Below are 26992 nucleotides of genomic sequence, written 5' to 3'. Positions count from 1 at the left end.
CTCCTGAATGATCGGTATCGGTCTGCGCCGGACCTGCCGTTTCCGGCAAGCCCGTTGCTGGCAATTAGTGCTTCATGCCCTTCGGCGGCTCGCTCGACGCGACGAGCACCGGTCCGGTTGGACGCGGCGGCTCGTTCTCGTTCATGATACCGAGACGGCGGGCGACTTCCTGGTAGGCCTCCACGAGGCCGCCCATGTCGCGGCGGAAACGGTCCTTGTCGAGCTTGTCCTGCGTCGCCACGTCCCACAGCCGGCAGGAATCGGGCGAGATCTCGTCGGCGACGACGATGCGCATCATGTCGCCCTCGAACAGGCGTCCGCATTCGATCTTGAAATCGACGAGCTGGATGCCGACGCCCATGAACAGGCCGGACAGGAAGTCGTTGACGCGAATGGCCAGCGCCATGACGTCGTCGATTTCCTGCGGGCTCGCCCAGCCGAAGGCAGTGATGTGCTCTTCAGAGACCATCGGGTCGTCGAGCGCATCGGCCTTGTAATAGAATTCGATGATCGAGCGGGGCAGGACCGTGCCCTCCTCGATGCCAAGGCGCTTGGACAGCGAACCGGCGGCGACATTGCGCACCACCACTTCGAGCGGGATGATCTCGACCTCCTTGATCAGCTGCTCGCGCATGTTGAGCCGGCGGATGAAGTGGGTCGGAATGCCCATCCGGTTGAGATGATTGAAGATGTGCTCGGAAATGCGATTGTTAAGCACGCCCTTGCCATCGACGACTTCGTGTTTTTTCTTGTTGAACGCGGTGGCGTCATCCTTGAAGAACTGGATCAGCGTCCCGGGCTCAGGGCCTTCATAAAGTATCTTGGCCTTGCCTTCATAAATGCGGCGGCGATTTTTCATTTGATTTTTCTCTGGATTTGCGGGCAGGCGGCAAGCGACCAGTTCCTGTCCGTCTGCCTAAATTAGTGTGGCGACGGTGGCGTTCAATGCCGGTGTCTATCGTAATCGCCTTGTTTGCTCAATCGGCAAATCCTTTCAATCAACTGCTTTCGGGACCGAAATGCCGCAGCGCAGCAAGCCACGAAGCGTATTGACCGGCCGCCAGCCTTTTGGTTTGTGCTTCGCCATCACATATTCATCAATGCCAGCGAATCGATTTCCATCGGAGGGACGCCATGAGCAACATGAAGGATCGCGAAGAGGGTTTTGAGCGCAAATTCGTGTTCGACGAGGAGCTTCGGTTCAAGGCGTCGGCGCGCCGCAACAAGGCTCTCGGCCTGTGGGCCGCGGAAAAGCTCGGGAAATCCGGCGCCGAGGCCGATGCCTACGCCAAGGAAGTGGTTGTTTCCGATATCGAGGAAGCCGGCGATCACGACGTCTTCCGCAAGATCCGCAAGGATTTCGACGCTGCCGGCGTCAGCCAGTCGGACCATCAGATCCGCCGCACCATGGACGAATTGATGGCGCAGGCCATCGAGCAGATCAAGAACACCTGATCCGGCCGAAGCAGGTTCCGCAAAAATGTCCCACAATTTTGCGACGGAACCTGCGGCAAAAGAATGACTGGACCAATCGACCGCCCGGCCCAGCCGGGCGGTTTTTCTTTGCGTTTCCCGTCGTTTCCGGCTGAAACTGCGATCCTTAGCGAGGAAAGAGCCGATGTCCCTGAAATCCCGCCTTGCGGCCGATGAAACGCTGGTCACCGCATGGTCAGGCGTGCCGGACGCGCTGACCGTCGAAATCCTTGCCAGGCAGGGCTTCGATGCGGTCACGCTCGACATGCAGCATGGCGGCCATCATGAAGACAGCGTGTTGCGCGGCCTGGCGCCCGTGCTTGCCACCGGCAAGCCGGCATTGGTGCGTATTCCCGTCGGCCGTTTCGACATGGCCAGCCGGGCGCTCGATTTCGGCGCCGAGGCGGTGATCGCGCCGATGGTCAACTCGGTGGCGGATGCAAAACTGTTCGCTGCGGCGATGAAATACCCGCCGGTGGGCGAGCGCTCCTGGGGCCCCACCTATGCCTTCCCACGCCATGGCAAGGGTGATCATGCCGAATGGCTGCGCGACAGCAACCAGCGCACCATGGCCTTCGCCATGGTCGAGACGCGGGCGGCGCTCGATGCGCTGGACGGCATCCTCGATACACCCGGTATCGACGGCATTTTCCTGGGGCCATCGGACTTCTCGATTGCCTGGTCGAACGGCACGACCGTCAATTCGACGCTCGAAAGCATGATGGAAACGGTGGGTTCGATCGCCGAGCGTACCCGCAAGGCCGGCAAACATGCGGCGATCTACGTCATCGAACCGGCCATCGCCGGCCGCGTCGTGGCGATGGGCTACCGCCTGCTGGCCACAGGGTCCGAGCACGCGCTGATTTCACTAGGGGCGAAGACGCTGTTGAAAGGCATCAAGGATTCGATCGGCGGCTGAGAGCCGCGATCCGGTCGGGGTCGTCAGGCCTTCAGTTCGGTGAGAAATTTGGCGAAGGTCATCGAACCTTCGGGCCATGGGCCGAAGCCTGAATCGGTGTTGAGGTGACCGGCTTCACCGGCATCGATGAACAGAGATCCCCAGGCGCCGGCAATGTCCTCGGCGACGTGGAAGGCGCAGAACGGATCGTTGCGGCTGGCAATCACCATGGACGGGAAGGGCAACGGCTCGCGCGAGTAGGGGCCGAACGTCATCAGGTGCCTTGGCCGTACCTTCGGATTGGCGACATCGGGCGGCGCCACGAAGAATGCGCCGGCGACCGGCTTGCGAAACTGCGGGACGGCTTGCACCGCCGCGGCAACGCCAAGGGAATGCGCGACGAGGACGACGGGCTTCTCGGCTTCATTGACCGCTTTTGCCACGCCCGCCGTCCAGTCATCGCGCACGGGCTTCGACCATTCCGCCTGCTCGACGCGCCGCGCGGTCGACAGCTTTGACTGCCAGCGGGTCTGCCAGTGCTCGGGTCCGGAGTTGGTGTAGCCCGGGATGATGAGAATATCTGCGTCTTTGACTTTCATGGCGCTGAGATAGCGAGCGTGATTGCCTCATGCAACCGTCGATGGACACGCTCCTGCTTGCAATGGTGAACACCATGTTCGCTTTTCGCTGTCTTGTGTGAACGATCACGATCGCCGATTTGTCCTCTGGAAAGAAACAGCCGTGAAGGACCGCATTTGGTGCTGACACGATGTACAATGATCGCCGGCGCCGGGCTCCTGACCTCGGGGTTTATGCCAAAGCGTCGCCGCAACGGAGACAATCATGAGCGAACTGCCCTTTGCCGCCACCACGCCGGTGAGCGTTGCCCGGGTCGGGCTGAAGGCGCGCGACGCCGAAAGCCTAGCGGCCTACTATCGCGCTGTTGTCGGCTTGCAGGAATTAAGCCGCGCCGATGGCGCGATCACCCTGGGCGCCGCCAACCGTCCGCTGTTGGTGCTGGAGCCGGACGCCTCGGCCAAGCCTGACGATCCGCGCAGCGCCGGCCTGTTCCACACGGCTTTCCTGCTGCCCAGCCGTGCCGATCTCGGCCGCTGGATCAACCACGCCATATCAGACAAGATCGCCATAGAGGGCGCTTCGGACCATCTGGTCAGCGAAGCGCTGTACCTCACCGATCCCGAGGGCAACGGGATCGAGATCTATGCCGATCGCCGTCCGCAGGACTGGACGTGGAACGGCGACAAGATCGCGATGGCGACCGAACGGCTGAACATTCCTTCGGTCGTCGCCGAAGTGCCGGCGGGCGACGCGGGCTGGCAGGGAGCGCCTGAAAACAGCATTGTCGGCCACGTCCACCTGCGCGTCGGCCGGCCGGAAGAGGCGGAAGCCTGGTGGAAACAGGAATTCGGCTTCGACACGGTGGCGAAGTATGGCGGCCAGGCTGTGTTCCTGTCGTCAGGCCACTACCATCATCATATAGGCGCCAATGCGTGGCAGAGCGCCGGCGCCGGCCGCCGCGACCCGGCCCGGTCGGGCCTTGCCTGGGTCGAGATGCGTTCCGACAACGTGGCCAGTGAAACGACCCGCGAAGATCCGTGGGGCACGGTGATCAGGACCATTCCCGGCAAAGCGTGATCGGCAGTTACGTCCTGCGGTACCTTCTCCTCGTATAGCGACGGGGAGAAGGAAAGCCCCTCACGCCTCTCCGAACACCCGCCGGAAGATCGTGTCGACATGCTTGGTGTGGTAGCCCAGGTCGAATTTCTCGCGGATCTCGGCTTCCGGCAAGACGGCGGTGACGTCATTGTCGGCCAGTAGTTCTTCAAGAAAATCAGCGCCTTGCTCCCACACCTTCATGGCATTGCGCTGCACCAGCCGGTAGGCATCCTCACGGGAGACGCCGGCTTGCGTCAATGCCAGCAGCACGCGCTGTGAATGCACCAGGCCGCGGAATTTGTTCATGTTCTTCAGCATGTTGTCGGGATAGACGAGCAGTTTGTCGATGACGCTGGTCAGCCGCGCCAGCGCGAAATCCAGCGTCACCGTCGCATCCGGCCCGATCATGCGCTCGACGGAGGAATGCGAAATGTCGCGCTCGTGCCAGAGCGCCACATTCTCCATCGCCGGCAGCGCGAAGGAGCGCACCATGCGGGCAAGGCCGGTTAGGTTCTCGGTCAACACCGGGTTGCGCTTGTGCGGCATCGCCGACGAACCTTTCTGGCCAGGCGAAAAATACTCTTCGGCTTCCAGCACCTCGGTGCGCTGCAGATGCCGGATCTCGATCGCCAGCCGCTCCACCGACGATGCGATGACGCCGAGCGTGGCAAAGAACATGGCATGGCGGTCGCGCGGGATCACCTGCGTCGATACCGGCTCCGGCTTCAACCCGAGCTTTGCCGCGACATGCTCTTCGACATAAGGCTCGATATTGGCGAAGGTGCCGACCGCTCCCGAAATGGCGCAGGTGGCTATGTCCTCGCGAGCATGCACGAGCCGCTCGCGGCAGCGCGAAAATTCGGCATAGGCTTGCGCCAGCTTGACGCCGAAAGTGGTCGGCTCGGCATGGATGCCGTGGCTGCGGCCGATGGTGACGGTATCCTTGTGCTCGAAGGCGCGGCGCTTCAGCGCCGCAAGCAGCGCGTCGATGTCGGCCAGCAGCATGTCGCTGGCACGCGTGAGCTGCACCGCGAAACACGTGTCGAGAACGTCCGAGGATGTCATGCCCTGATGGATGAAGCGGGCGTCGGGTCCGACGAATTCGGCGAGATGGGTGAGAAAAGCGATGACGTCGTGCTTGGTGACGCGCTCGATCTCGTCGATCGCATCGACGTCGAACTTCGCGGCATTGCCTTTTTCCCAGATGGTCTTCGCCGCCTGTTTCGGGATGACGCCGAGTTCGGCCAGCGCGTCGCAGGCATGAGCCTCGATCTCGAACCAGATGCGGAACCGGGTTTCGGGCGACCATATGGCCACCATTTCCGGCCGGGAGTAGCGAGGGATCATCGGTCAGTCCTGACGTGTCGAGAAATTTGCCCGCGTCCTAACAGAGGCGGACAAAATGCTCAACGCCGCCGCCGCGCAAACCAGAGGCTGGCGGCAAACAAGGCGAGGAACCCGATCGGGAAATAGAGCCTGATGCCCAGCACCACGAACTGGTAGAGCGCCACCGCCATCGTGAAGACGAACTGAAGCCCCCAGGTGAGGGTGAAGGTGGGTGCATGCCATGCGGCATAGTAGGACCGGTATTGCAAGGCATACAGCCCGGCGGTCAGGCCGATCGTCGCGGCGGCGAGACCCACGAATGCCGCCGCGAAGGCGACTTCCCAGCTCCTTCCGCGCGAGACCAGCCGTGCCGCGAACAGGCCAACAGGAAAGGCCAGAGCGCCGCCGCCTGCAAACAGCAGCGTCACGGTGCGGATTTTATCTGGCGTCACCCAACTTTCCAGCAACAGGTTGAGGAGCGCGCTGGCGCCCATCGTGGCGGCCCAAAGCAGCGCGCCGAGCAGCGCCGTGCCCGGCGTTGGTATGGCGCCGCGGAGGCGGCCCAGGGCGCGATGACGCCTGGCGGGGTGGACGAGCGGTGTCACAGGCGGCCGGTCACCGCGATCCAGCGATAGTCCGGGCCTTCGAAGCCATATTGGCGCACCGCGATCAGCACCGCATAGGCGCTGGGATTGTCCATCGAAAATGTCTGCACGGCTCCGATGCGGTAGCCGTTCGGGCAACCCCGGCTCTTGGGGATCGATTTGTCCTCGTGCAACAGCTTCGTCGTACCGCCGGCTTGCGCCTCGACGCGCAGCAGCCGAAAGCCATTGATCTCACCCTGGCTCTCGCAGCCCTTAGTCTCGTTCATGCCGATCTCGTCCAGCCGGAACTCGAGCGGCTGGTCGACTGGCGAGAAGATCGGACGCGGATTGACCGCCATCCGATGCGGGTCGGCGGACATCTCCGTTACCGGGTTGAAGCCTGCGGTGATGCCCTTGTTCGCGGCCAACTCCGCCTGGCTGACGACCGCTTCGCCCTTCTCGCGGGCCTGAATACGAGCCGCCGTCAACGTGGCGTTCTCGTCGTCGAGCCGGACGCGAATAGGCGTTCCCTGGAGAAAGCTGTCGTTGCTGGTGTCGATATAATAGCGATTGGCGTAGGGAAATCCCGATCCATCCTGCACGCCATATTCTTCGAACGCGAAGATGCCGCCGTCCTTGGTGAAGCCCAGGATTTCAAGCTCGGCGACATCCCCGGCCCGGGCGGCGACGACTGCGCAAAACTGCGCAAGCAGGCAAACGGCAAACAGAAGAAGGTTTTGCATGAGGTTTTCCGCCGGCCAACGATATCGCCATTCCCTATCACGACAAGATACCGGCGTCGCGCTGCCCGATAAAGCAAGCGCCATGCATCCAATCGCGGCCTCGTCTGTTATTGTCGGCAGTCCCAATGGAGAACCACCATGACCGACACCAGCAAAATTCGTGAGCATATGGAAGTGATCGGTGCCGATGGCGTTCATGTCGGCACGGTCGACAAAGTCGAGGGGCAGCGGATCAAGCTGACCAAGTCCGACAGCGGCATGGGCACGCATAAGGGGCACCATCATTTCATTCCCCTGAGCCTTGTTGCGGAGGTCGAGGGAAAGAAGGTCTGGCTGTCGGCGAATTCCGACGTCGCGGTCACTTTCGAGGAAGAAAAGTCCGACCCCACCTGATCGCGTATAAGTCAGCGCGACGACCAGACCGGAAACCGATCGCCCTCGGCGGGCGTCGCGGCGAAAACGCCGCGCGTGATGGCGCGCGCCATCGTGGCGCCTGCCGCGGCATAAAGGTCGATTGCCGCGTCGGCTTCGAGCCGGATACCGCTCCTGCCGGTCGCCAGCGCGAAGACCAGATCGCCATCGGCCGGCGTGTGCGTCGGCCATATGGCCCGCACGAAACCGTCATGCGCTGACATGGCCAGGCGCTTTGCGGCGGCCTTTGTGAGAACGGCATCGGTGGCGATAACGGCGATGGTGGTGTTGCCGCCGGCATCCGCCTTGCCCGTGAACGTCTTGTCGCGAAACTTCAAGAGGATGCTTTTGGCGTCGTCCGGCATTGGCGAGGGATAGCCAAGCGCGCCGAATTCATCGCCGATCTCGAACGGAGCCGCCCAGAAATGGCGGCTTCGGCTGATGGTCACCGAGCCGATCGGATTGACCGCCGCCAGCGCGCCGATGGTGACGCCATTGTCAAGCAGCGTCGAAGCCGAGCCAAGCCCGCTCTTGAGATCGGAGGTCAGCGCGCCGGTGCCGGCGCCGGTCGTGCCGATCTGGAAATCCGAACCGGCGGCCTGCACCGTCTCGTAGCCGAGGTCGCGGTATGGCGGATAGCGGCCCCAGTCCTTGTCGCCGCCATTGCGCAGGTCGAACAGGATCGCCGCCGGCACGATCGGCACGCGAAAGCCGCCGACCTCGAAACCGATGCCACGTTCGCGCAGTGCTGCCTGTACGCCGGACGCTGCGTCGAGGCCGAAAGCCGACCCGCCCGACAGCACCACGGCATGGACCGTCTCAACCGAATTGTGGGGTTCGAGCAGGTCCGTCTCGCGGGTACCCGGCGCACCGCCCAGGATCTGGACGCCGGCTACAGCCGGTTCGTCGCAAAGGACTGTCGTCACGCCGGATTTCAGTCGGGCATCGGAGGCATTGCCGACGCTGAGACCGGCGACATCGGTGATCAGGTTGCGCGGGCCGGTGCGAAACATCAGTTGCTTTCCAGCGGTACGAAGCGGGCGCCATCGAAACGGAAGACGCGGTACGGATTCCGGCTGAGGTCGCCCTTCGCATCAAAGCGCACCGGCCCGATCGCCGTGGTGAAATCATGCCCGATGAGCGCTTCCGCAAGGGGCCTGCCGGAGCTTGCCGCTTCCGCCATCGCCGCCTTGGCGGTTTCTACCGCCGCATAAGCCGGCAGCGTGTAGCCGTCCGGCACGATCTTTTGCGAGGCGAACGCCTTGAACACCTTGGGATCGGCGACATCGGCCCATTCGGGGGGAGCGATCATCAGTGTTCCCGTGGCATAGGGCACCGCTCCGGGCGGCGTGCGCAGGTTCTCGCCGCCGGCGAATACGATGCCGGCGTCGAGTTGCGCGGCGTCGCGACCCATGATGGCGATGTCGTCGCCGTCGCCACCGGCAAAGACATGGGTTGCGCCGGCCTTCTTTAGCCGGCCAATCAGACCGATCTGGTTGTCGAGCTGCGGCCGGAACGTATCGACGAACACCGGCTTCAGCGCCGCCTGTTCGGCCGCCGCCCGCAACGTCTCGGCGATCTCACGGCCGTAGATGGTGCCGTCATCGATGACGGCGAACAGTTCGTTCTGCCAAAGCCGGGTAAGGGTGTTGGCGACGGCATTGCGCTCGTCGTCGCCCCTCGGTCCGAGCCGGTAGACCGGCCAGCCGGTCTTGGGACGACGGTCAGTCAGGCTTTCGGTTCGCACGCCAACGGTGATGACGGCGATGCCTGCGTCCTTCAAGATCGGCATCGCCGCCTCGATCGCTTCCGTACAGAGAAATCCCACGACGACATTGACCTTGGCGGTCGCGAATTCCCGGGCTGCCGCGGCCCCCCCATCGGCCGTGCAGGCATCGTCGATGGTCTTGAGCTCGATGCCGTTCGCCTGGGCCGCTACTTCGGCGCCGGCTTCGATCTGCCTGCCAAGGATCGCCGAGGATCCGGAGAGCGGCGCGGCAACGCCGACGAGCAGCGTCTGGGCGTTGGCGGCGCCGGTTAGCAGCAGCCAGGCCAGCGCGGCAGATATCGTTGCCCCGGGTCGCATCCTGTCGAAGACTTCCTCCAAGCGAGCCCGGATGGTCCCGGCGCCACTCCCGCCAAGACCTAAAGGCTGCCCGGTCTTGGCGCAACACGCGAATTTCGGGATATGGGCCAAGCACTTCGCTTGTGGCATGTCATATCTAGCCATATATAGCGGTAGGGTTCAGGCTATGGAAAATCTCCGGTGTTGAAGAAGAACGACATAGGACCGCAGGCCTATCGCGACGCGATGAGCCATTTTGCCGGCCACGTCCATGTGGTGACCACCGACGGGCCGGCCGGCAAGCGTGGCGCGACGGTCATCGCCGCCTGTTCGGTTTCCGATACGCCGCCGACCATTTTGGTCTGCCTGAACCGTGAAAATCCCAAGAACGAGCCGTTCGTGAAAAACGGCAGGTTTGCCTTGAACACGCTTGCCTCGCACCAGGAGCCGCTGTCGATCGGCTTTTCCGGCATCACCGGCCTGCCGGTCGAGGAACGTTTCGCGCTCGGCGAGTGGGATGTGATCTCCACCGGCGCGCCGACCTTGAAGGGCGCGCTCGCCGTGTTCGACTGCGAACTGATCGACACCAAGGACCTGGCCACCCATCGTGTGCTTTTTGGCAAGGTGACAGGCCTGCGCATGGGCGATAATTTGCGGCCGCTGATCTATCACGCCCGCGGCTACCACGTTCTGGAAAGCGGGGCAGAGGCGTCCACGGAGAAGGAATGACCGAGCTAAAACCGCGCCCCGTGCCGCGGACGATCGACGAGACGCTCGATCTCTTGACCGGCGCGGACTATGTGGCGGACCGGTCGTTGGCCACCGTGCTTTTCCTGTCGCTGCGCATGAAGCGGCCGCTGTTCCTCGAGGGCGAGGCCGGCGTCGGCAAAACCGAGATCGCCAAGGTGTTGGCAGAGGCGCTCGGCCGCCGGCTGATCCGTCTGCAATGCTATGAGGGTCTCGACGTCTCGTCCGCCGTCTATGAGTGGAATTATGCCGCGCAGATGATCGAGATCCGCATGGAGGAGGCGGCCGGCAAGGTTGACCGCTCCGACATGGAGCGCAACGTTTTCTCGGAAAAATACCTGATACGCCGTCCGGTGCTCGATGCGCTGACCGGCAAGGCCGGCGCCGCCCCGGTTTTCCTGATTGACGAGCTCGACCGTACCGACGAGGCGTTCGAGGCGTTCCTGCTCGAGATCCTTTCCGATTTCCAGGTGACGGTGCCCGAACTCGGCACGATCAGGGCGGAGGAGCCGCCGATCGTCATCATCACCACCAACCGCACCCGCGAAATCCATGACGCGCTGAAGCGGCGCTGCCTCTATCACTGGGTCGATTATCCCAGCGCCGAGCGGGAGTTGGAGATCGTGCGCCGCAAGGTGCCGCAGGCGAACAGCCGGCTTTCGGCCGAGGTGGTCTCCTTCATTCAGAAGCTCCGCCAGATCGAATTGTTCAAGATGCCGGGCGTTGCCGAGACCATCGACTGGGCCGGCGCGTTGACCGAACTCGACAAGGTCGCGCTCGACCCGGAAACCGTCTCCGACACGATCGGCGTGCTGCTGAAATACCAGGACGACATTGCCCGCATCGGCGAGGGCGAAGGCCGGCGTATCCTCGACGAGGTGAAGGCCGAGCTTTCGGCGGCGGAGTAGGGCTCATGGCCATGCCTCGCGCGGAACCCAGGGAGGCGACTGTCGACGGTCACATCGCCGACAACATCGTCTATTTCGCCCGTGTCTTGCGCAAATCAGGCATGCGCGTCGGTCCGGCCTCGGTCAAGGATGCCATCGAGGCGGTACTTGCCACCGGCATCGGCGCGCGCGACGATTTCTACTGGACGCTGCATGCCGTGCTGGTGTCGCGGCATGAGGACCATGCCATCTTTGACGAGGCCTTCCGGCTATTCTGGAAGTCGCGTGAGCTGATCGAAAAGATGCTGGCGATGCTTTCGCCGGTGGCGCCCGATACCAGGGAGAAGCAGAAGCCACGCGCGGCCGAAAGCCGTGTCAGCCAGGCCATGTTCGCAGGCCACAGCAGGAACCAGCCGGCGCAGGAAATCCCCGAGATCGAGGTCGACGCGCGCTTTACTTTCTCCGGCAACGAGGTGCTGAGGGCCAAGGATTTCGCTCAGATGAATGCCGCCGAGATGGCCGACGCCAGGAAAGCGATCGCCGAACTGCGGTTGCCCTTCGATATGGTGCGGACGCGCCGTTTCAAGGCCGATTCGCACGGTCGCCGCATCGATCCGCGTGCCATGATGCGCTCGGCCGCACGCACTGGGGGCGAACTGATCCTGCCGAAATTCCGCTCGCTCCGCGAAGTGTATCCGCCGTTGGTCGTGCTTGCCGACATTTCCGGTTCGATGAGCCAGTACACGCGCATCTTCCTGCATTTCCTGCATGCTCTGACGGAAAAGCGCCGGCGCGTGCACACTTTCGTTTTCGGCACCAGGCTCACCAATCTGAGCCGACAGATGCGCCATCGCGATCCCGACGCCGCCCTGGCCGACTGTTCCACCGCGGTCAAGGACTGGTCGGGCGGCACGCGCATCGGCGACACGCTGGCCGAGTTCAACCTGATATGGTCGCGGCGCGTGCTAGGACAGGGCGCGGTGGTGCTTTTGATCACCGACGGGCTGGAGCGAGACGAGGTCGACGGCCTGTCGGAGGAAATGGAGCGTCTGCACAAATCCTGCCGGCGGCTGATCTGGCTGAACCCCTTGCTGCGCTTCGACGGTTTCCAGGCGCGCGCCCGCGGCGTCAGGGCGATGCTGCCGCATGTCGATGAATTCCGTGCCGTGCACAATCTCGACGCGCTTGCCGATCTCTGCGCTTCGCTGGACCGGAAGCCTGGATATGCCGTCGATCCGCGGCGATGGATGGAGGGTGGCGCGAGGCGCGCCGCGTAGCCATATGCTGCTGAAGACACATATTTCCGGGAAAAACAGACCCTGAGAGAAGCAACGATGAGCGACAGCATTTATCTCGACGAGGCCCGTGACCCGCTGATCATCGCGGAAGGCTGGATGAAGGACGGCAAGGATGTCGCCATCGCGACCGTTGTCGAGACCTGGGGTTCCGCGCCACGCCCGGCCGGCAGCCATCTGGTCATCGACGCCGACGGCAATTTCCACGGCTCGGTTTCGGGCGGCTGTGTCGAAGGCGCCGTGGTGACGGATGCCATGGACGTCATCGGCACCGGCAAGCCCAGAATGCTGGAATTCGGCGTCGCCGACGAGACCGCCTGGCAGGTGGGCCTTTCCTGCGGCGGCCGCATCAAAGTGTATGTGGAAAGGCTAGGCTGATCTTCGATGGATCCCTATGCGCTGAAAACACTCAACGCCGAGCGCCGCGCGCGCCGCGCCGCGATCCTGGTCACCGATCTTGGTGACGGCCGCGACCGTGTCGTGCGCGAGGGCGATCCGGTCGCCGGCGATCTCGGTGCCGCGATCAGCAAGGCGTTCCGCACCGGGAATTCCGGCTCCGTCGAAGCGGAAGGGCGGACCTTTTTTCTCAACGCGCATCTGCCGCATCCTCGCCTGGTGGTGATCGGTGCCGTGCATATCAGCCAGGCGCTGGCGCCAATGGCCAGGATCGCCGGCTATCCAGTCGAGATCATCGATCCGCGCACGGCTTTTGCCACGTCGGACCGCTTTCCCGATGTCGCTTTGCACGCCGAATGGCCTGAGGAGGTCCTGCAACGACAGCCACTCGACAGCTACACGGCAGTCGCTGCCATCACCCACGATCCCAAGATCGACGATTTCGCGCTGAAGGCGGCGCTCGACGCCAGGTGCTTCTATGTCGGGGCACTCGGCAGCAGGAAAACCCATGCCAAGCGTGTCGAGCGCCTGTTGGCGCTGGGCGCCAGTTCCGAGCAGATCGGTCGCATCCAGGCGCCGATCGGTCTCGATATCGGCGCGGCCAGCCCCGCCGAGATCGCCGTCGCCGTGCTGGCGCAGGTCATTCACGCGTTTCGCTCGCGCGGCCTTGAAGCCAGGGAAGCCGCAGCGTGAAATTCGGCCCGGTTCCTATCGAACAGGCCGAAGGCGCCGTGCTTGCGCACGCGACGACGGTCGGCGAGCGACGTTTCCGCAAAGCGCATCGGCTGAGTGCAGAGGATGTCGGGGTGCTGAAAGCGGCGGGCATCAGCGAAGTCGTCGCGGCCGTGCTTTCTCCCGGCGATCTGGGCGAAGACGCCGCCGCCGAACGGATCGCGACCGGTATGCGCCACCGCAATGTCGCGGCCAAGCCTGCCGCGACGGGGCGGGTCAACCTCCATGCCGAAGCCGCTGGCGTCTTCACCGTCAACAGCGCGATGATCGACGCCATCAATGCCGTCGATCCAACCATCACCATCGCCACGCTTGGCCAGCATGCGCCGGTCGAAAAGGGCCAGATGGTGGCAACCGTGAAGATCATTCCCTTCGCCGTTGGGTCGGCGCTGGTCGATGCGGTCATGGAAATCTGCGCCGGCGGCGAGATCTTTGCCGTCAATGCCTATCGGCCCATTCGTGTCGGTGTTATCCAGACCGTCTTGCCGGGCGTCAAGCCGAGCGTGCTCGACAAGACGCTGCGCGTCACCGAGGCACGGCTGGCGCGTTCGGGCGGGCGGCTGACGGCCGAGCGCCGCACGCCGCACGAGGTTGCGCCGGTTGCCGAGGCGGCCGCCTCGCTGGCGCGCGATAACGACATGGTCGTGATCTTCGGCGCTTCGGCCATGAGCGATTTCGCCGACGTCGTTCCGGCCGCGATCGAGGAAGCGGGCGGTACTGTCATCCGCGCCGGCATGCCGGTCGACCCCGGCAATCTACTGGTGCTCGGCAGGCTCGCCGGCAAGCAGATCATCGGCGCGCCGGGCTGCGCCCGCAGCCCCAAGGAGAACGGCTTCGACTGGGTGCTCGACCGGCTGATCGCCGGCCTCGACGTAACGGCGACCGACATCGCCGGCATGGGCGTCGGCGGCCTGCTGATGGAAATCCCGACACGCCCGCAGCCGCGCGAACCGCTGCCGGCCGTAAGCCGGCTCAAGGTCGGGATCGTGCTTTTGGCGGCAGGCCGTTCGAGCCGCATGGGCGGGCCGAACAAACTTATGGCGCTTTTCGACGGCCAACCGTTGGTCCGCCGTACAGCAGAGCGTGCGCTCGCCTCGAAAGCTTCGGGCACGATCGTCGTTACCGGCCACCAGCGTGAGCGGGTGCGCGGCGCGTTATCGGGCCTGGACGTGACTTTCGCCGACAATCCCGATTTTGCCGATGGGCTCTCCACCTCCCTGAAAGCCGGTATGGCCTATCTGCCGGGAGATGCCGCCGGTGCGATGATCGTTCTCGGAGACATGCCGGGTGTCTCGACCGGCGATCTCGACCGGCTGATCGATGCGTTTCGCGGGGCGGGAGGCAATTTGGTCGTCCGCGCCTCGCACCTTGGCAAACGCGGCAACCCGGTACTTCTGCCGCGCTCGCTGTTCCCGGCTGTCGCCCATCTCGAAGGTGATACCGGCGCACGCCATCTGGTCGAGGCCGGAGGACTTGACGTCGTCGATGTAGAGATCGGCGAGGGCGCGTCCGTCGATGTCGACACTCGCGAGGCGCTGGAAGGCGCCGGCGGCGTGCTGCAGGATTGACAAACCCGGGCCGAATTACGCAAGCCTGCGGTATGGCTTCCGGTTTCATTTCGTTAATGTCAACGCTTCTACCCCCCTCTGGCCTGCCGGCCATCTCCCCCTCAAGGGGGGAGATTGGCAGTTTCGGCGGGGGCGCCCTTCTGCCGGCCGTCGAGATTGGCGAAAGCCGAAATGATGTCCAATCTCCCCCCTTGAGGGGGAGATGGCCGGCAGGCCAGAGGGGGGTGCTCACGCTCCCTGCCTTTCTGATTTCGATATTCTTCCTGTTTTCTGCTGCCCAGGCCTCTGCTCTCCAACTAAAACCCTTCAAGGACGATCTGTTCGCCTATCCCGCTACGCTCTCGTCAGACACCAACGGTGACTACACGGTGATCGACTACCGCGAGATGCGCGACATCAACCAGCGCGACGAGGTGCCGGAAAAGCGCGTGCATGCGCAGTATACCGATACCGGTGTGCGCAAGGTGCAGCAGGATCTGCTGTTGAAAACCGATGCCGGCGACGTCCGGCACATCGCCGTAGGCAAGACGCAAGGGGCTTCCGTCATCGTGCTCTACCTGCACGGGCAGGGCGGCAGCCGCAAGCAAGGTATCGATGACTTCACCTTCGGCGGCAATTTCAACCGCATCAAAAACCTGATGGCAGGCAATGGCGGCCTTTATCTCAGCCCTGACTTCCCAGATTTCGGCGACAAGGGGGCGGCACAGGTCGCGGCGCTGATCGATCACTATGCGCAACAGTCGCCGGGCGCGAAGATCTTCGTCGCCTGCGGCTCGATGGGCGGCGCATTGTGCTGGAAGCTTGCCGCCCGCACGGACACGGGCGGGCAAATCGACGGGCTTCTGCTGCTTGGCTCGCTTTGGGACGAGAGTTTCTTGTCCAGCCCAGCCTTCAGGCGCCACGTGCCGGTTTTCTTCGGTCAGGGCAGCCATGACGTGGTCTTTCCCGTGGCAAACCAGGAATCCTTCTTCCGGTCCATCATCGCCAAATCGAAAGCCTATCCGACCCGCTTCGTGCGCTTCGAGACGGGCACGCACGGCACCCCCATCCGCATGGTCGACTGGCGCGGCGCGTTGAACTGGATGCTGTCGAAGGCGCCCTGATCGGACGCCGCACGGCTCAGGGAGCGGTGTTGTAGTCGACAACCGTCTGCGGGTTTTCCTCGCCGTCATAGGAGGCGTCGACGTCGTACTGGACGAGCGAAAAATCGCCGTTGCGGAACAGATAGGTGCCTGCTGACGAGGCATCGCCGGCGCCGCGCCACTTGTTGAAGGTGGTTATCGTGTGGGCGTCCTGGTCGTAGCTGGAATTGGTCGCCCAGCCGGTGGTCCGGAAGCCGACGATGTGCATGGATTCGACCTTGCCTTCGCTGTCGTTGTTCACGTAGCGGATGTCCATCTCCGGTTCGGTGAACTGCAATTGCCTGACGCCATTCGCCTCGTCGGTCATGTAGTAGATCGAGCTTTCATTGTAGGCGGCCGCCGAGCAGGAAAAATGGAACAGGCGCGTTTCCTTGTCGGGATCGCCGGCCGCCGCATCCTTGTCCCTGTATTTGATGGAAAAAATCTCCGGCTCCTTGGCCGCGAGATCCTTGTCGCATTGGTCGCTATAGCTGGCCAGGAAAGCCTTCTTGGCCTGCTCCAGCGCTGCATCCTTTTTCGGAGGTGGCGGGCCGTCGCCACAGCTAGCGGGCACAGCCTCCTCGAAATCCGCGCTCGACGGCTTCAGCGCCCCGCTGTCGATGAAGATCGGCTGGAATGGCGGCGCCTGAATCTGGGCATTGACCTGGCGCAGCGTGTAGCAGCCGGCAAAGACCTTCGCCTCGCCCTTCTTGTCGGTTGCCTGGATGGCGACCGGCACGCTGTAGTAGATGCTGCCTGCCGCGCCCTCGTTGGATACGGCGCCGGTCCTGACATCCACCTTGTCGGTACCGTCATAGCCCTTGACGAAGCTGTCGAAGTCCTTGGCCGGCTTGGTATCGCCATAATAACCCCAGGCACGTGCGAATTCATGCCGGTTGATGGCACTGTAGAGCGAGCGGACAACTGCCTCGGCGCTCGACCTGTCATCGACGTAGGGCGCCTCGTCGGCAGGTGCCGACTGGGCGATCGAGGCAAGGGAGAACAAGGCAGTCGCTGCGAGAAAAGCGTGTCTCATCGGGAATCTCCACGCAGTAACGGAGATTCTACCACGGTGATTGCGGCGACGTGGTGACGCCTTGCGGGTATCGCTTGAAGAATCGCCCGGGAAGGCGCTAGTTCGCGCTCGCGGCGCTTCAACTGCCCCGGGAGATAATTGCGTGACCCTATCCATGTATGAAGTATCGGTGGCTGTGTTTTCGGCCCGGTTGAAAGCGCTGTCCAGCGTGCTGTCCACGGCCGAACAAAACGCCGGCGAGCGCAAGATCGACCCGCAGGTGTTCCTGACGGCGCGGCTGGCGCCCGACATGTTCGCCTTGACCAGGCAGGTGCAGATCGCCACCGACCATGCCAAGGGAGCCCCATCGCGGCTCGCCGGCCGGGAGATTCCCAAATACGAGGACAATGAGGCGAGCTTTGCCGAATTGCAGGCGCGCATCGCCAAGACGCTTGACCATCTGGCGACGTTCTCCGCGGCCGATCTGGAAGGTTCGGACGAGCAGATTGTCGAGGTCAGGCTCGGCGGGCGCGAGGTCTCGATGGCCGGTTTGCGGTATCTCCTGCATGTGGCCATGCCCAACTTCTATTTCCACCTCACCACCGCCTACGACATTCTTCGCCACAATGGCGTGCCGCTGGGCAAGGCAACGTTCCTGGGCTCACGTTGACGGATCACGCCATCAAGGCGTTGTCCGTCCGGAGCCGGAATATCCCTGGCTGGCCGAACTAGCGAACGGACATTTCGCGGGCGATGCGCGGGAAATCGGCGGGCTTGATGCCGATGTCGGCGCGGTCCGCATTGCTCATGGAATGCAGCAGCGCGAGCGCGGCACGATAACGCAGATGTTCCTGCGGCCGTGGCCGCGCAAACATTTCAGTGAAGAACCCCATAATCCAGGCCCCTGTTGGACCTCCCAGCGTCCGAATATAGGGGATTCGTGACAATTGTGCAGTGCAGCATTTGCATGCCTGCCATGCTCTGCAAAATTTTTTCTGCCATGATCCTGCGTCGCCTGAAACTTTCGCAGATCACGAATCGTATCCCTCTTGCTGGCACATGGCCGGTTTTTCCTCGCCGCTTCTGGCGAATTCCGGACTGCACCAACCGCAGTCCGGCTTTTTGTGACTGACCGGGCGTGGTCCAGCCCCGTAAACCTTCAATTGTTTAAATCGGCGGCATGCATTTTTAACGAGCGGACCCTAAGGTGGATGTCTCGGACACACCGTGAGACTGGGGAGGCTGACATCGTTACCAGCGCCAAGCGGGATTTCGCTTCGTTGCTCGATGATCTCTTCGTCGCCTCCGACAAGGACGGGGGAGGCGAAGAGGCCGCCACTCGCCCGTCGATTCCGTTTGACTATCTTTCCGTCGCCGACGAGCTCCATTCGGGCCGCATCAAGGTTTCTGGCAGCGGATTTGCCACGGAATATCGCGAGGCAGGCGCGGATCTCGCCGCAGAATTCGCGGCTCTGCTCGATCATGCGAAGCTGGCACTTGCGGGCGAAGAGACAAGGCCCGAAGAAAAACTGCCTCCGATCGATCCCGAATCGATTGCCGTGGAATTGGGATTGGACACGCCTAAGGCTGTCGCCGACTTTGGTCGCATGCGCCGCAGTTTCGCCTTTTCCAACCATCCCGATCGCGTCGCGCCGCACCTGCGCCAGCGCGCCATGATCCGCATGCAGGTGGCCAACATGCTGATCGACGAGGCCAAGCGGCGCGCCCTGGCAGGGGCTCGCCGCTAGCGCAGTCTGGTTCACGCAAAAGTCGGCTTGCCGAGGCTTGGAGAGCGCCTCTGCTTTCTTGTAGGATGAAACTTCCTTCCCCGCGCAGCCGCGCAAACTTTTCCCGCCGGAGCACACTTCCATGCACAAACGCCGTCTCGGTCGGACCGATCTTCTTGTCACCCAGATCTGCCTCGGTTCGATGACTTGGGGCCAGCAGAACACCGAAGCCGACGGCCACGCTCAGATGGACCTGGCCTTTTCGCGCGGGGTGAATTTCATCGACACTGCCGAGCTCTACCCGATCCCGCCCAAGGCGGAGACGCAAGGGCGGACCGAGAAGATCATCGGCAGCTGGATGAAGGCAAAGGGCAACCGCGACAAGGTGATACTCGCCTCCAAGGTCGTCGGCCGCACCGCAAACAACTGGTTTCGCGGCGACAGGCCGTCGCAGCTTGTGCGCGCCGATATCTTCGATGCCGTCGACAAATCGCTGATCAGGCTCGGCACGGATTATATCGACCTCTACCAGATCCACTGGCCGGAGCGGGACATACCCTGGGGCGCCAATCCGACGCGCGTCGGCGCCGTGGCGCGCCGCGCTGATTCCGTCGGGGCGCCGACCGGTGAAACGCCGATCGCGGAGACGCTTGCCGTTTTTGATGAACTGATGAAGGCCGGAAAGATCCGGCATTTCGGTCTCTCCAACGAGAGCTCCTGGGGCGTCATGCGCTTCATTGCAGAGGCTGACAAAGCTATTGGTCCACGGGTCGCCTCGATTCAGAACGCCTATAATCTGGTCAACCGGACCTTCGAGGTGAACCTCGCCGAAGTCTGCGATCGGGAAGAGGTCTCGCTGCTTGCCTATTCGCCGCTCGCGCAGGGCTATCTCTCGGGCAAATACGATCACGGCGCGCGCCCGCAGGGATCGCGCTCGCAGCTCTTCAACCGCGGCCAGCGTTACGAGACCCCCAATGCCGCAGAGGCGCAGCTTGAATACAACGAGCTGGCGCGCTCCTTCGGCCTGGAGCCGGCGCTGTTCGCCAACGCCTATGTATCGAGCCGGCCCTTTGTCACGTCGAACATCATTGGCGCGACGACCATTTCGCAGTTGGAAATGGCGCTGTCTTCAGTGGAGGTTGTCTGGACCGAAGAGATGCAGAAGGCAGTGGACGCCATTCATCAGCGGGTCGGCAATCCCTGTCCTTGATCGACTCGGAAGTTGAATTATCTGGGAATAACAGCGCGATGGAGACGATGGTGGATTTTCCGATCGAAACATTGCGTGGAAAATTTCCCGCTCTCGCTCTGACCGATGGAGGTCTCAGGCGCAGCTCGACCTGTCAGCGTGCCTTGGTGCCGAACCCGGTCAGGAAAGCGGTGAGGTTGTCACAGAGTTCGTCGCAGAGATAGCCGCCTTCCTGGACGATTGTCGTCGGCAGGCCGAGCTTGGCGATGGCTTCGCCGATGCGCGAGAAACCTGGCGTCGTCACCGAAAGCCCGCCGAACGGATCACCCTCGAACGCGTCGAGCCCGAGCGCCACGACCAGCGCGTCGGGCGCGAAGGCGCGGATGCGCTGGAACGCCACCTGAAGCGCTTCCAGAAACGCCGCGTCGGCGGATTTGCGTGGCAGCGGCAGGTTGAAATTATAACCGAGGCCGGGGCCTTCGCCGCGCTCGTCAGCATGGCCCCAGAAGAACGGATAAAACCGCACCGGATCGGCATGCAGCGAGACGGTGAGCACGTCGGGCCGCCCATAGAAAATGCCTTGCGTGCCGTTGCCGTGATGCAGGTCAACGTCAAGGATCGCCACGCGTGCCGCCTGTTTGCGCAGTACCTGCGCCGCCACAGCCGAATTGTTGATGAAGCAGAAGCCGCCGGCGACATCGGCGAACGCATGGTGACCGGGCGGGCGGCAAAGCGCATAGGCGGCCGGCGCGCCCGCCATCACCGCTTCCGCCGCTTCGACCGCGCTCCAGGCGCTCCACAGCGCGCTTTGCCAGGTCTCGCCAGAGATCGGGCAGGCCGTGTCGGCCATGTGGTATCCAGCCTGGCCGACCGCGGAGGCCGGATAGGAGCCGTTGCGCACGATCGGGTGAATGTTGGGGATCACTTCCGCCGAGGCACCCTCGATGCGTTGCCAACGCGTGTAGATATGCTCCAGGAAATCGAGATATTCGGGCGTGTGCACCGCCGCGACCGGACCAAGTCCGTGATTGCGCGGCCGCTCGATCGTGCAGCCGGCCGATTTTGCGCCTGCTAACAATCTCTCGACGCGCTCCGGCTTTTCCGGATTGGGCTGCGGGGCGCCGCTGGAAAGGAAAGCCTTGGGGTCGTGGCGCTTCTGCTCCTGCGCGTAGAAGGCTTTCATTCTTTTTTCTCCGGCGCGTCGGCAAAGGCGAAGAAGGCGTCGCCGATGATCTTCTGCGTCTGCTCGTAGCTCGACCAGGCGATGCCCAGCCGTTCATAAAAGGCCTTTGCGCTCTCATTGTCGGTATCGACGGACAATCTGAGATAAGCGCCGCCTTGCTTGCGGCACTCGGCCGCGACGCGCCGCAGCAGGCGCTCGCCGATCCTGCGACCGCGAAACCGGTCCTCGACATAGAGGTCCTGCACATAGACGCCGGGCCGCCCCATCCAGGTCGAGAAGATCGGGAAATAGAGGCACAGTCCGGCGAATTCGCCATCGACTTCGGCGATCAGGGTCGAGAAGGCAGGTCTTTCGCCAAAGCCCCAGGTCCTGAGATCGTCTGGCGTTGAGACGATTTCTTCGGGCGCGCCGATATGGGTGCCGAGCTTCAGAATTGCGGCATGGATGGTTTCGACGTCTTCGATTCGTCCGGGGCGGAGGAGGATTTTTTCCGGACTTGTCATGGCAAGCAGGGAGCCAAGGTGTGACGGAGCACTATCATCTCAGCCAGTCGCATTAAAACGCTACCCTGTCGCCACCCTTCAGCGCCAGCATGTCGCGTGCTTCGGCCGGGGTGGCAACCTCCAGCGACAGTCCATCGAGAATGCCACGGATACGGCGCACCTGATCGGCATTGGATTTCGCCAGCTGGCGGCCGTCGTAGAGACTGTCTTCGAGCCCGACACGGACATTGCCGCCCATGGCCGCGGCGATAGAGATCAGCGGCATCTGGTGGCGGCCCGCGGCCAGCACCGAGAACTGGTAGCTGTCGCCGAACAGCTTGTCGGCGATGCGCTTCATGTGGATGAGATTGTCCGGATCGGCGCCAATGCCGCCAAGAATACCCAGCACGAACTGGATGAACAGCGGCCCCGACACCAGCCCACGGTCGCGGAAATGCGCCAGCGAATAGAGATGGCCGACATCGTAGCACTCGAATTCGAAACGCGTGCCGCAGCCCTTGCCCAGTCTCTCGAGAACGCCCTCCATATCCGCGAAGGTATTCTTGAAGATTGTGTCGCGTGTGGCTTCCAGCAGCTTCGGTTCCCATTCGTGTTGCCATTCCCTTGGCTTGTCGAGCATCGGGAACAGCGCGAAATTCATCGAGCCCATGTTGAGCGAACACATTTCGGGCTCGGCCCGCAAAGGTGCCGCCAGCCGCTGGTCCAGCGTCATCAGGGAGGAGCCGCCGGTTGTGATGTTGATCACCGCCGACGTCGCCTGCTTGATGCGCGGCAGGAACTGCATGAACACGTCCGGATCGGCCGTAGGCCGTCCGTCTTTTGGGTCGCGGGCATGCAAGTGCAGGATCGAGGCGCCGGCCTCGGCCGCGGCGATGGCATCCGCCGCGATCTGTTCCGGCGTTACCGGCAGATAAGGCGACATGGACGGTGTATGCACCGAGCCGGTGACGGCGCAGGTGATGATGACCTTTCTCGGCGCCATTGTTTTATCCCCGGCCTTCGACCGGAAGGTCGAGTTCGGCAGCCAGGACTTCGAGCGAGTCGCCGATGATGGAGATGATCTCGCCGACCTGCTCGCTGGTGACGATCATCGGTGGTGCGACCATGAAATTGTCGCCGTCGACACCGCCCTTGACCTTGCGGCCGTAGATGATCAGCCCGCGCTCATAGGCGAGGTCGAGCAGGCGCTGCGTCGCCTTCCTGCTCTGGTCGATCGGCCGCAGCGTTTCGGGATCGGCAAGCATCTCGGCGCCGGTGAGCAGGCCCTTGCCGCGCACGTCGGCGATGAACGGGAAGCGCTCGGCTAGCTCTCGCAATCCGTCCATCAGCACATCGCCCATGGCGGCGGCATTGGCGATCAGGTCGAGGCGGTCCATTTCGCCGAGCACGGCCAGCCCTGCGGCGCAGGCGAGCGGATTGCCGGCATAGGTATGGCCGTGCTGGAAGCCGCCGGAGGCGAGCAGCGGCTGCACCAGCCGCATCGGCGCCGCCAGCGCGCCGAGCGGCGCGTAACCCGATCCCAGGCCTTTTGATAGCGCGACGATGTCCGGCTTGCAGTTCCAATGGTCGCCGCCGAGGAATTTTCCCGTGCGGCCGGCGCCGCTCATCACTTCGTCATGGATGAGCAGGATGCCGTAGCGGTCGCAGATTTCGCGGATGCGCCCATAATAACTGTCCGGCGCGACAAGCGCCGCTGTCGCCGCGCCGCCGATCGGTTCCATGATGAAGGCGACCACGCTCTCCGGCCCCTCGGCCAGGATCTTCTCCTCCAGCATGTCGGCATAGCGGAGACCGCGCTGTTCCATCGAGAGATTGTCGCGGTCGCGCCAGGCCGCCGGTGCCGGCACGGTCGGCATCACCCGCATCATTGGCGTGAAGGTCTCGGCCAGCGCGTAGTCGCCGGTGATCGACAGTGAACCCAGCGTGCCGCCGTGATAGGAGGGGAAGCGCGTGATCACCTTCCAGCGGCTGGCCTGGCCGGTGGCCACCGCCCACTGCCGCGCCAGCTTGATGCAGGATTCGGTCGCTTCCGAGCCGCCTGAGACGAAGAAGATGCGATCCATGCCTTCGGGCAGCTTGCCGGCCAGCTCACGCGCCAGCTCTTCTGCCGGTTCGTTCTCGAAATGCAGCCGGTAGGCGAAGGTGGCGCGGTCCATCTGCCGCTTCATGGCGTCGAGCACATTGCGGTTGGAATGACCGATATTGGCGACCATCGGGCCGCTTGATCCGTCGATGAAGCGGCGGCCGTCCTGCGTCCACATATAGATGCCCTCGGCACGGTCGATCAGCGGCCGGCGCAGGCTGGAGAGATAGAACAGATGCGATTGGCGCCGGGCTTCGGTGTCCGGGGCGGCGGTCTGGGCTTTCGACATGTCAGGACTTTCCGAGATAACGATCGAGGACATTTTGGGTAACGCGTTCGACCATCGGGTCCTGCCTCAGCAGGCCGGCGACCCATTCGCAGCTTCCGGCGTGGAAGACCTCGCCCTTGCCGCGCGGGAAATTGACGATCATGCCGTTGCCGCGTTTGACTTTTTCCAGATTGGCGTCGCTCCGATCGCCGAACAGCGTCTCGGCGCTGAAGCGACCATCCTCGTCGGTGAGAAACTGATCCTCGATCGGGATATCGGCGCTTTCCTCGACCTGGCTGGCCATGCCGACGGCGAGAACCTGCAAGCCGTCCGGTGCGCCGCTGGTCGCGGTCGGGTAGGGAAGGCCGCCGCGGATTTCGAAATCCAGCCCGTCGACCTCATAGCCATAGACATGGCTGTCGGCGCCAAGCAGGTCGCCATAGTAGATGCCGGTTCCGGCAAAGGCCCAGTGCTCGGGCCGATACACGGGAAAGCCGCGCACGCCGCGTGGCGCGCAGCCGCCCCATCCGGCATAGAGGCCGCGTGTGGCGTTGAGCCCGAAGGTCGCCGAACCCGGCCGGCCGATCTCGGGCGCCTCCCAGGAATTGGTGGCGCGGGTGACGTCGCCGCCGCGATAGGCGGGGTCCTCGGCTCGGGCGCGGTATTTGTAGCAGACCTGCCGCCGGCCTTCATCCTCCAGCCGCGTCTGCCACATGAAGTTGCCGGCGAAGCGCGCCGCATGGCCGCCACGTTCGACGTAGCTGTCGACCGCATCGCGCATTTCCCAGGTCCAGTACTCGTCATGGCCGACAAAGACGGCGCAGTCGTAGCCATCGAGAATGTCGGGCGAGAAATGCAGATCGTGCTGGCTGGCGAGATCGACGGCGTAGCCCGCCCGTTCGGCGAAGCGGAAGAAGTGGCTGTCATAGCTCGCCCAGCCCGACGATGCGTATTTCTTCGAATGGCCGGTGGCGAGCGCCCATTCCATGTGTGGATAGCGCGGCACTGTCTTCGGCGGCACCGCGACTTCCAACGGCACACGCGGCGCCTCCTTGGGCAGCACGACGAAGCCGCGGCACCAGGGGCGCTGCGTCGAGACGATCGGAGAATATTCGTTACGGTCCGGCCCGGTGATGCCCTGGTAGTGATTGGAGCCGCCCCAGGTGTTGTAGGCGAGCCAGGTGCCTGTCGCCGCCACCTGCAGCACACGGCCTGGCTTCTTGCCGGGCAGGGGCGCGACGATGAAAAGATGATGGGATTGGATCGGCTTGCCGTCGCGGCCTTCAGCAGTCAGCGTCACCCGGTAAGCGCCGGACGGCCAGTCGCTGCCGACGCTGAATTCGAACGAGGCTTCCCAGCCGCAGCCTTCGGCCGAGCACTGGTCTGGACTTTCCTGCCAACGCGCCGCAATGCCGGACTTCTCGAACACCTTTGTCTCGGTGCCGCCGTCGCGGACGATCGTCATGCTGAAGGACGGAGCCGTCGAACTGACATGCAGCGTCACTGTCTCGCCGGCGCGGTAGGAAAAGCGGTCGCTGTAGCACCAGATTTCGCCGCGCTCGCCATCCATGCCCGGCCACTCATAATAGTGGCCGCGCACTGCGTGCCGGCGCTGCTCCGGCGTCAGTCCGAAATCGGGGAATTCAGTGGTCAATCTGGTCATCGTCGTACTCAGGCGGAAAGGTATTTCTTGAGGAAGGTGCGGGTGCGTTCTTTTTGCGGGGCGCGGAAGATGTCGCCCGGCGGGCCTTCTTCCACCACCACGCCGCCATCCATGAACAGCACCCTGTCGGCCACTTCGCCGGCAAAGCGCATTTCGTGCGTTACGATGAGCATGGTCATGTGCTCGGCGGCAAGCTGCTTCATCACCGCGTTGACCTCGTCGACCAGCTCCGGATCGAGCGCCGAGGTGGCCTCGTCGAACAGCATCACCTTGGGCTGCATGGCCAGCGCGCGGGCAATCGCGACGCGCTGCTTCTGCCCGCCCGAAAGACGCGAGGGATAGGCGTCGATCTTGTCGGAGAGCCCGACCTTGGACAAAAGACCAAGCGCCAGCGCACGAGCTTCGGCTTTCGGCATGCTTTTCAGGATCACCGGCCCCATCGTGATGTTCTCGATCACGGTCAAATGCGGGAACAGGTTAAAGTGCTGGAACACCATGCCCATCTGCTGGCGCACCTTGTTGATGTGCCTTTCGAACGCCTGGCCATGCAGCTTCTGGTTGACCTGCAGGCCGTCCAGCCAGACCTCACCGCTGTTCAAACCCTCGAGATGGTTGATGGAACGCAGCAGCGTGCTCTTGCCGGAGCCGCTCGGGCCGATGATTGCGACGATCTGCCCACGTTCGACCGATAGGTCGATACCTCTGAGGACCTCGACGGCGCCAAACGATTTGCGTGCGCCGCGGACCTCGACCATCGGCCGCTGCGTGCTCATCGGGAAACCTCCACATGTCTTTCGAACCTATGCAGGGCCGCTTCGAGTGCGAGGTTGAGAATGTAGTAGAGCGCGGCGGCAGTGATGTAGAATTCGAAAGGGCGAAACGTTTCGCTGATCGCCAGTTGCGCCGAGTGAACCAGCTCGGCAATGCCGATGACCGAGACGATGGAGGATTCCTTCAACAGCGCGATCAAATTGCTGCCGATCGGCGGCGCCGTGTTGCGGATGGCCTGCGGTATCACGACATGGCGCAGCGTCTGCCACTTGCCGAAGCCGATGCTGCGTGCACCTTCCGTCTGGCCGACATCGACGGCCACGATGCCCGCGCGGATGACATCGGCATTGTAGACGGCAAAATGCAGTCCAAGGCCGACAATGCCGGCCACGAGGGCAGGGATGTCGATGCCGACCTGCACCAGGCCAAAATAGATCAGGAAGAGCTGCAACAGCAGCGGCGTGCCCATGAACACCCACATGAAGGCGCGCACGGGGTAGGCCAGGATTGCCGGCGCGTAGAGTACGACAACCGCAAAGAAGATGCCGCCGGCGAAGCTAAGCGCTCCCGCCGAGACCGTCAGCACTGATGTCCACCAGGCGCCGGTCAGCAGAAGATCCCAGTAGGGCGCGATGACTGTGAAATCCAGGCCTTGCATCGTGTTCTG

Annotated in this window: 30 protein-coding genes; 14 read left to right on the top strand and 16 right to left on the bottom strand. The window is 63.2% G+C overall.

The window, feature by feature from the left end:
• Positions 1-64: 64 nt before the first annotated feature.
• The gene (gene purC / locus FJ972_RS19425; protein WP_127282327.1) at positions 65-859 is read right to left on the bottom strand and encodes a phosphoribosylaminoimidazolesuccinocarboxamide synthase; all 795 of its coding nucleotides are present in this window, start codon (positions 857-859) and stop codon (positions 65-67) included.
• A 275-nt stretch (positions 860-1134) separates the two neighbouring features.
• Here purC and FJ972_RS19420 point away from each other — a divergent pair, with 275 nt between their 5' ends.
• A complete protein-coding gene (locus FJ972_RS19420; protein WP_140493820.1) occupies positions 1135-1455 on the top strand; it encodes a DUF1476 domain-containing protein in 321 nt (106 codons plus the stop codon).
• Between the two features lie 163 nt (positions 1456-1618).
• Positions 1619-2392: an HpcH/HpaI aldolase family protein gene (locus FJ972_RS19415; RefSeq protein WP_140493818.1), complete on the top strand. Its 774-nt coding sequence runs from the start codon at positions 1619-1621 to the stop codon at positions 2390-2392.
• A 23-nt stretch (positions 2393-2415) separates the two neighbouring features.
• Here the strand turns inward: FJ972_RS19415 and FJ972_RS19410 are convergent, their stop codons facing one another.
• Positions 2416-2970 carry an RBBP9/YdeN family alpha/beta hydrolase gene (locus tag FJ972_RS19410; RefSeq protein WP_140522062.1) on the bottom strand — a complete coding sequence of 185 codons (555 nt, stop codon included), beginning with the start codon at positions 2968-2970 and terminating at the stop codon, positions 2416-2418.
• Positions 2971-3214: 244 nt separating this feature from the next.
• Here FJ972_RS19410 and FJ972_RS19405 point away from each other — a divergent pair, with 244 nt between their 5' ends.
• On the top strand, positions 3215-4027 hold the full coding sequence (locus FJ972_RS19405) for a VOC family protein (RefSeq protein WP_140522064.1): 813 nt from the start codon (positions 3215-3217) through the stop codon (positions 4025-4027).
• 60 nt (positions 4028-4087) lie between these two features.
• On the opposite strand, the gene purB is transcribed toward FJ972_RS19405, so the two are convergent.
• Genes purB through FJ972_RS19390 form a run of 3 tightly spaced genes read right to left on the bottom strand, consistent with a single transcriptional unit; the run spans position 4088 to position 6701 of the window.
• Complete coding sequence (gene purB / locus FJ972_RS19400; RefSeq protein WP_140522066.1) at positions 4088-5395, bottom strand: adenylosuccinate lyase; 1308 nt, start codon at positions 5393-5395, stop codon at positions 4088-4090.
• A 59-nt stretch (positions 5396-5454) separates the two neighbouring features.
• The gene (locus FJ972_RS19395; protein ID WP_224519150.1) at positions 5455-5979 is read right to left on the bottom strand and encodes a hypothetical protein; all 525 of its coding nucleotides are present in this window, start codon (positions 5977-5979) and stop codon (positions 5455-5457) included.
• Positions 5976-6701, bottom strand: a complete 726-nt coding sequence (locus tag FJ972_RS19390) for a DUF2259 domain-containing protein (protein WP_140493810.1) — start codon at positions 6699-6701, stop codon at positions 5976-5978. Before FJ972_RS19390 ends, FJ972_RS19395 begins: the two co-directional genes overlap by 4 nt.
• Before the next feature lie 138 nt (positions 6702-6839).
• Between FJ972_RS19390 and FJ972_RS19385 the strand changes: the two genes are divergently transcribed.
• Entirely contained in the window at positions 6840-7094 is a 255-nt protein-coding gene (locus FJ972_RS19385; RefSeq protein WP_140493808.1) for a DUF2171 domain-containing protein, read from the top strand.
• Positions 7095-7105: 11 nt separating this feature from the next.
• Here FJ972_RS19385 and FJ972_RS19380 read toward each other — a convergent pair whose 3' ends face one another.
• Both FJ972_RS19380 and FJ972_RS19375 read right to left on the bottom strand, forming a co-directional pair.
• Positions 7106-8125, bottom strand: coding sequence for a P1 family peptidase (locus FJ972_RS19380; protein ID WP_140522067.1), 1020 nt, complete (start codon positions 8123-8125; stop codon positions 7106-7108).
• The gene (locus FJ972_RS19375; protein ID WP_140522069.1) at positions 8125-9198 is read right to left on the bottom strand and encodes a branched-chain amino acid ABC transporter substrate-binding protein; all 1074 of its coding nucleotides are present in this window, start codon (positions 9196-9198) and stop codon (positions 8125-8127) included. Before FJ972_RS19375 ends, FJ972_RS19380 begins: the two co-directional genes overlap by 1 nt.
• A gap of 180 nt (positions 9199-9378) precedes the next feature.
• Here FJ972_RS19375 and FJ972_RS19370 point away from each other — a divergent pair, with 180 nt between their 5' ends.
• The 7 genes from FJ972_RS19370 to FJ972_RS19340 all read left to right on the top strand — a co-directional run bounded on the left by FJ972_RS19370 (position 9379) and on the right by FJ972_RS19340 (position 15905).
• Positions 9379-9906: a flavin reductase gene (locus FJ972_RS19370; RefSeq protein WP_140493802.1), complete on the top strand. Its 528-nt coding sequence runs from the start codon at positions 9379-9381 to the stop codon at positions 9904-9906.
• Positions 9903-10832 carry an AAA family ATPase gene (locus FJ972_RS19365; protein WP_140493800.1) on the top strand — a complete coding sequence of 310 codons (930 nt, stop codon included), beginning with the start codon at positions 9903-9905 and terminating at the stop codon, positions 10830-10832. The genes FJ972_RS19370 and FJ972_RS19365 overlap by 4 nt, the downstream gene beginning before the upstream one ends.
• Positions 10833-10843: 11 nt before the next feature.
• Entirely contained in the window at positions 10844-12088 is a 1245-nt protein-coding gene (locus FJ972_RS19360; protein ID WP_140522192.1) for a vWA domain-containing protein, read from the top strand.
• A 57-nt stretch (positions 12089-12145) separates the two neighbouring features.
• The gene (locus tag FJ972_RS19355; RefSeq protein ID WP_140493798.1) at positions 12146-12484 is read left to right on the top strand and encodes an XdhC family protein; all 339 of its coding nucleotides are present in this window, start codon (positions 12146-12148) and stop codon (positions 12482-12484) included.
• 6 nt (positions 12485-12490) lie between these two features.
• Positions 12491-13195 carry an XdhC family protein gene (locus FJ972_RS19350; protein WP_140517689.1) on the top strand — a complete coding sequence of 235 codons (705 nt, stop codon included), beginning with the start codon at positions 12491-12493 and terminating at the stop codon, positions 13193-13195.
• A complete protein-coding gene (locus FJ972_RS19345; protein ID WP_140493794.1) occupies positions 13192-14802 on the top strand; it encodes an NTP transferase domain-containing protein in 1611 nt (536 codons plus the stop codon). The genes FJ972_RS19350 and FJ972_RS19345 overlap by 4 nt, the downstream gene beginning before the upstream one ends.
• A gap of 254 nt (positions 14803-15056) precedes the next feature.
• A complete protein-coding gene (locus tag FJ972_RS19340) occupies positions 15057-15905 on the top strand; it encodes an alpha/beta hydrolase family protein (RefSeq protein ID WP_140522194.1) in 849 nt (282 codons plus the stop codon).
• Between the two features lie 16 nt (positions 15906-15921).
• On the opposite strand, the gene FJ972_RS19335 is transcribed toward FJ972_RS19340, so the two are convergent.
• Positions 15922-16959, bottom strand: coding sequence for a DUF1176 domain-containing protein (locus tag FJ972_RS19335; RefSeq protein WP_140522071.1), 1038 nt, complete (start codon positions 16957-16959; stop codon positions 15922-15924).
• Positions 16960-17101: 142 nt separating this feature from the next.
• Between FJ972_RS19335 and FJ972_RS19330 the strand changes: the two genes are divergently transcribed.
• Entirely contained in the window at positions 17102-17608 is a 507-nt protein-coding gene (locus FJ972_RS19330; RefSeq protein ID WP_140493790.1) for a DUF1993 family protein, read from the top strand.
• 58 nt (positions 17609-17666) lie between these two features.
• On the opposite strand, the gene FJ972_RS19325 is transcribed toward FJ972_RS19330, so the two are convergent.
• The gene (locus FJ972_RS19325) at positions 17667-17831 is read right to left on the bottom strand and encodes a hypothetical protein (protein ID WP_140493788.1); all 165 of its coding nucleotides are present in this window, start codon (positions 17829-17831) and stop codon (positions 17667-17669) included.
• A 387-nt stretch (positions 17832-18218) separates the two neighbouring features.
• Here FJ972_RS19325 and FJ972_RS19320 point away from each other — a divergent pair, with 387 nt between their 5' ends.
• Entirely contained in the window at positions 18219-18686 is a 468-nt protein-coding gene (locus FJ972_RS19320; protein WP_140494990.1) for a hypothetical protein, read from the top strand.
• 121 nt (positions 18687-18807) lie between these two features.
• Positions 18808-19875, top strand: a complete 1068-nt coding sequence (locus FJ972_RS19315; RefSeq protein WP_140493785.1) for an aldo/keto reductase — start codon at positions 18808-18810, stop codon at positions 19873-19875.
• A 133-nt stretch (positions 19876-20008) separates the two neighbouring features.
• Here FJ972_RS19315 and FJ972_RS19310 read toward each other — a convergent pair whose 3' ends face one another.
• From FJ972_RS19310 to FJ972_RS19280, 7 genes are read right to left on the bottom strand one after another with little or no spacing between them, the layout of a single operon-like run.
• Positions 20009-21037, bottom strand: coding sequence for a histone deacetylase family protein (locus FJ972_RS19310; RefSeq protein WP_140493781.1), 1029 nt, complete (start codon positions 21035-21037; stop codon positions 20009-20011).
• Complete coding sequence (locus tag FJ972_RS19305; protein ID WP_140493779.1) at positions 21034-21540, bottom strand: GNAT family N-acetyltransferase; 507 nt, start codon at positions 21538-21540, stop codon at positions 21034-21036. Before FJ972_RS19305 ends, FJ972_RS19310 begins: the two co-directional genes overlap by 4 nt.
• A gap of 52 nt (positions 21541-21592) precedes the next feature.
• Positions 21593-22522 carry a 3-keto-5-aminohexanoate cleavage protein gene (locus tag FJ972_RS19300; protein WP_140493777.1) on the bottom strand — a complete coding sequence of 310 codons (930 nt, stop codon included), beginning with the start codon at positions 22520-22522 and terminating at the stop codon, positions 21593-21595.
• Positions 22523-22526: 4 nt separating this feature from the next.
• A complete protein-coding gene (locus tag FJ972_RS19295) occupies positions 22527-23912 on the bottom strand; it encodes an aspartate aminotransferase family protein (protein WP_140493775.1) in 1386 nt (461 codons plus the stop codon).
• Position 23913: 1 nt separating this feature from the next.
• Positions 23914-25554: a N,N-dimethylformamidase beta subunit family domain-containing protein gene (locus FJ972_RS19290; RefSeq protein WP_140493773.1), complete on the bottom strand. Its 1641-nt coding sequence runs from the start codon at positions 25552-25554 to the stop codon at positions 23914-23916.
• Positions 25555-25562: 8 nt separating this feature from the next.
• A complete protein-coding gene (locus tag FJ972_RS19285; protein ID WP_140493771.1) occupies positions 25563-26327 on the bottom strand; it encodes an amino acid ABC transporter ATP-binding protein in 765 nt (254 codons plus the stop codon).
• Positions 26324-26983: an amino acid ABC transporter permease gene (locus FJ972_RS19280; RefSeq protein ID WP_140522073.1), complete on the bottom strand. Its 660-nt coding sequence runs from the start codon at positions 26981-26983 to the stop codon at positions 26324-26326. Before FJ972_RS19280 ends, FJ972_RS19285 begins: the two co-directional genes overlap by 4 nt.
• Between the last annotated feature and the right edge of the window lie 9 nt (positions 26984-26992).

The sequence above is a fragment of the Mesorhizobium sp. B2-1-1 genome, from assembly GCF_006442975.2.
Classification (GTDB): domain Bacteria; phylum Pseudomonadota; class Alphaproteobacteria; order Rhizobiales; family Rhizobiaceae; genus Mesorhizobium.
The sequence above is the reverse complement of the archived record's forward strand: the minus strand, read 5'-3'. Positions and strand labels throughout refer to the sequence as shown.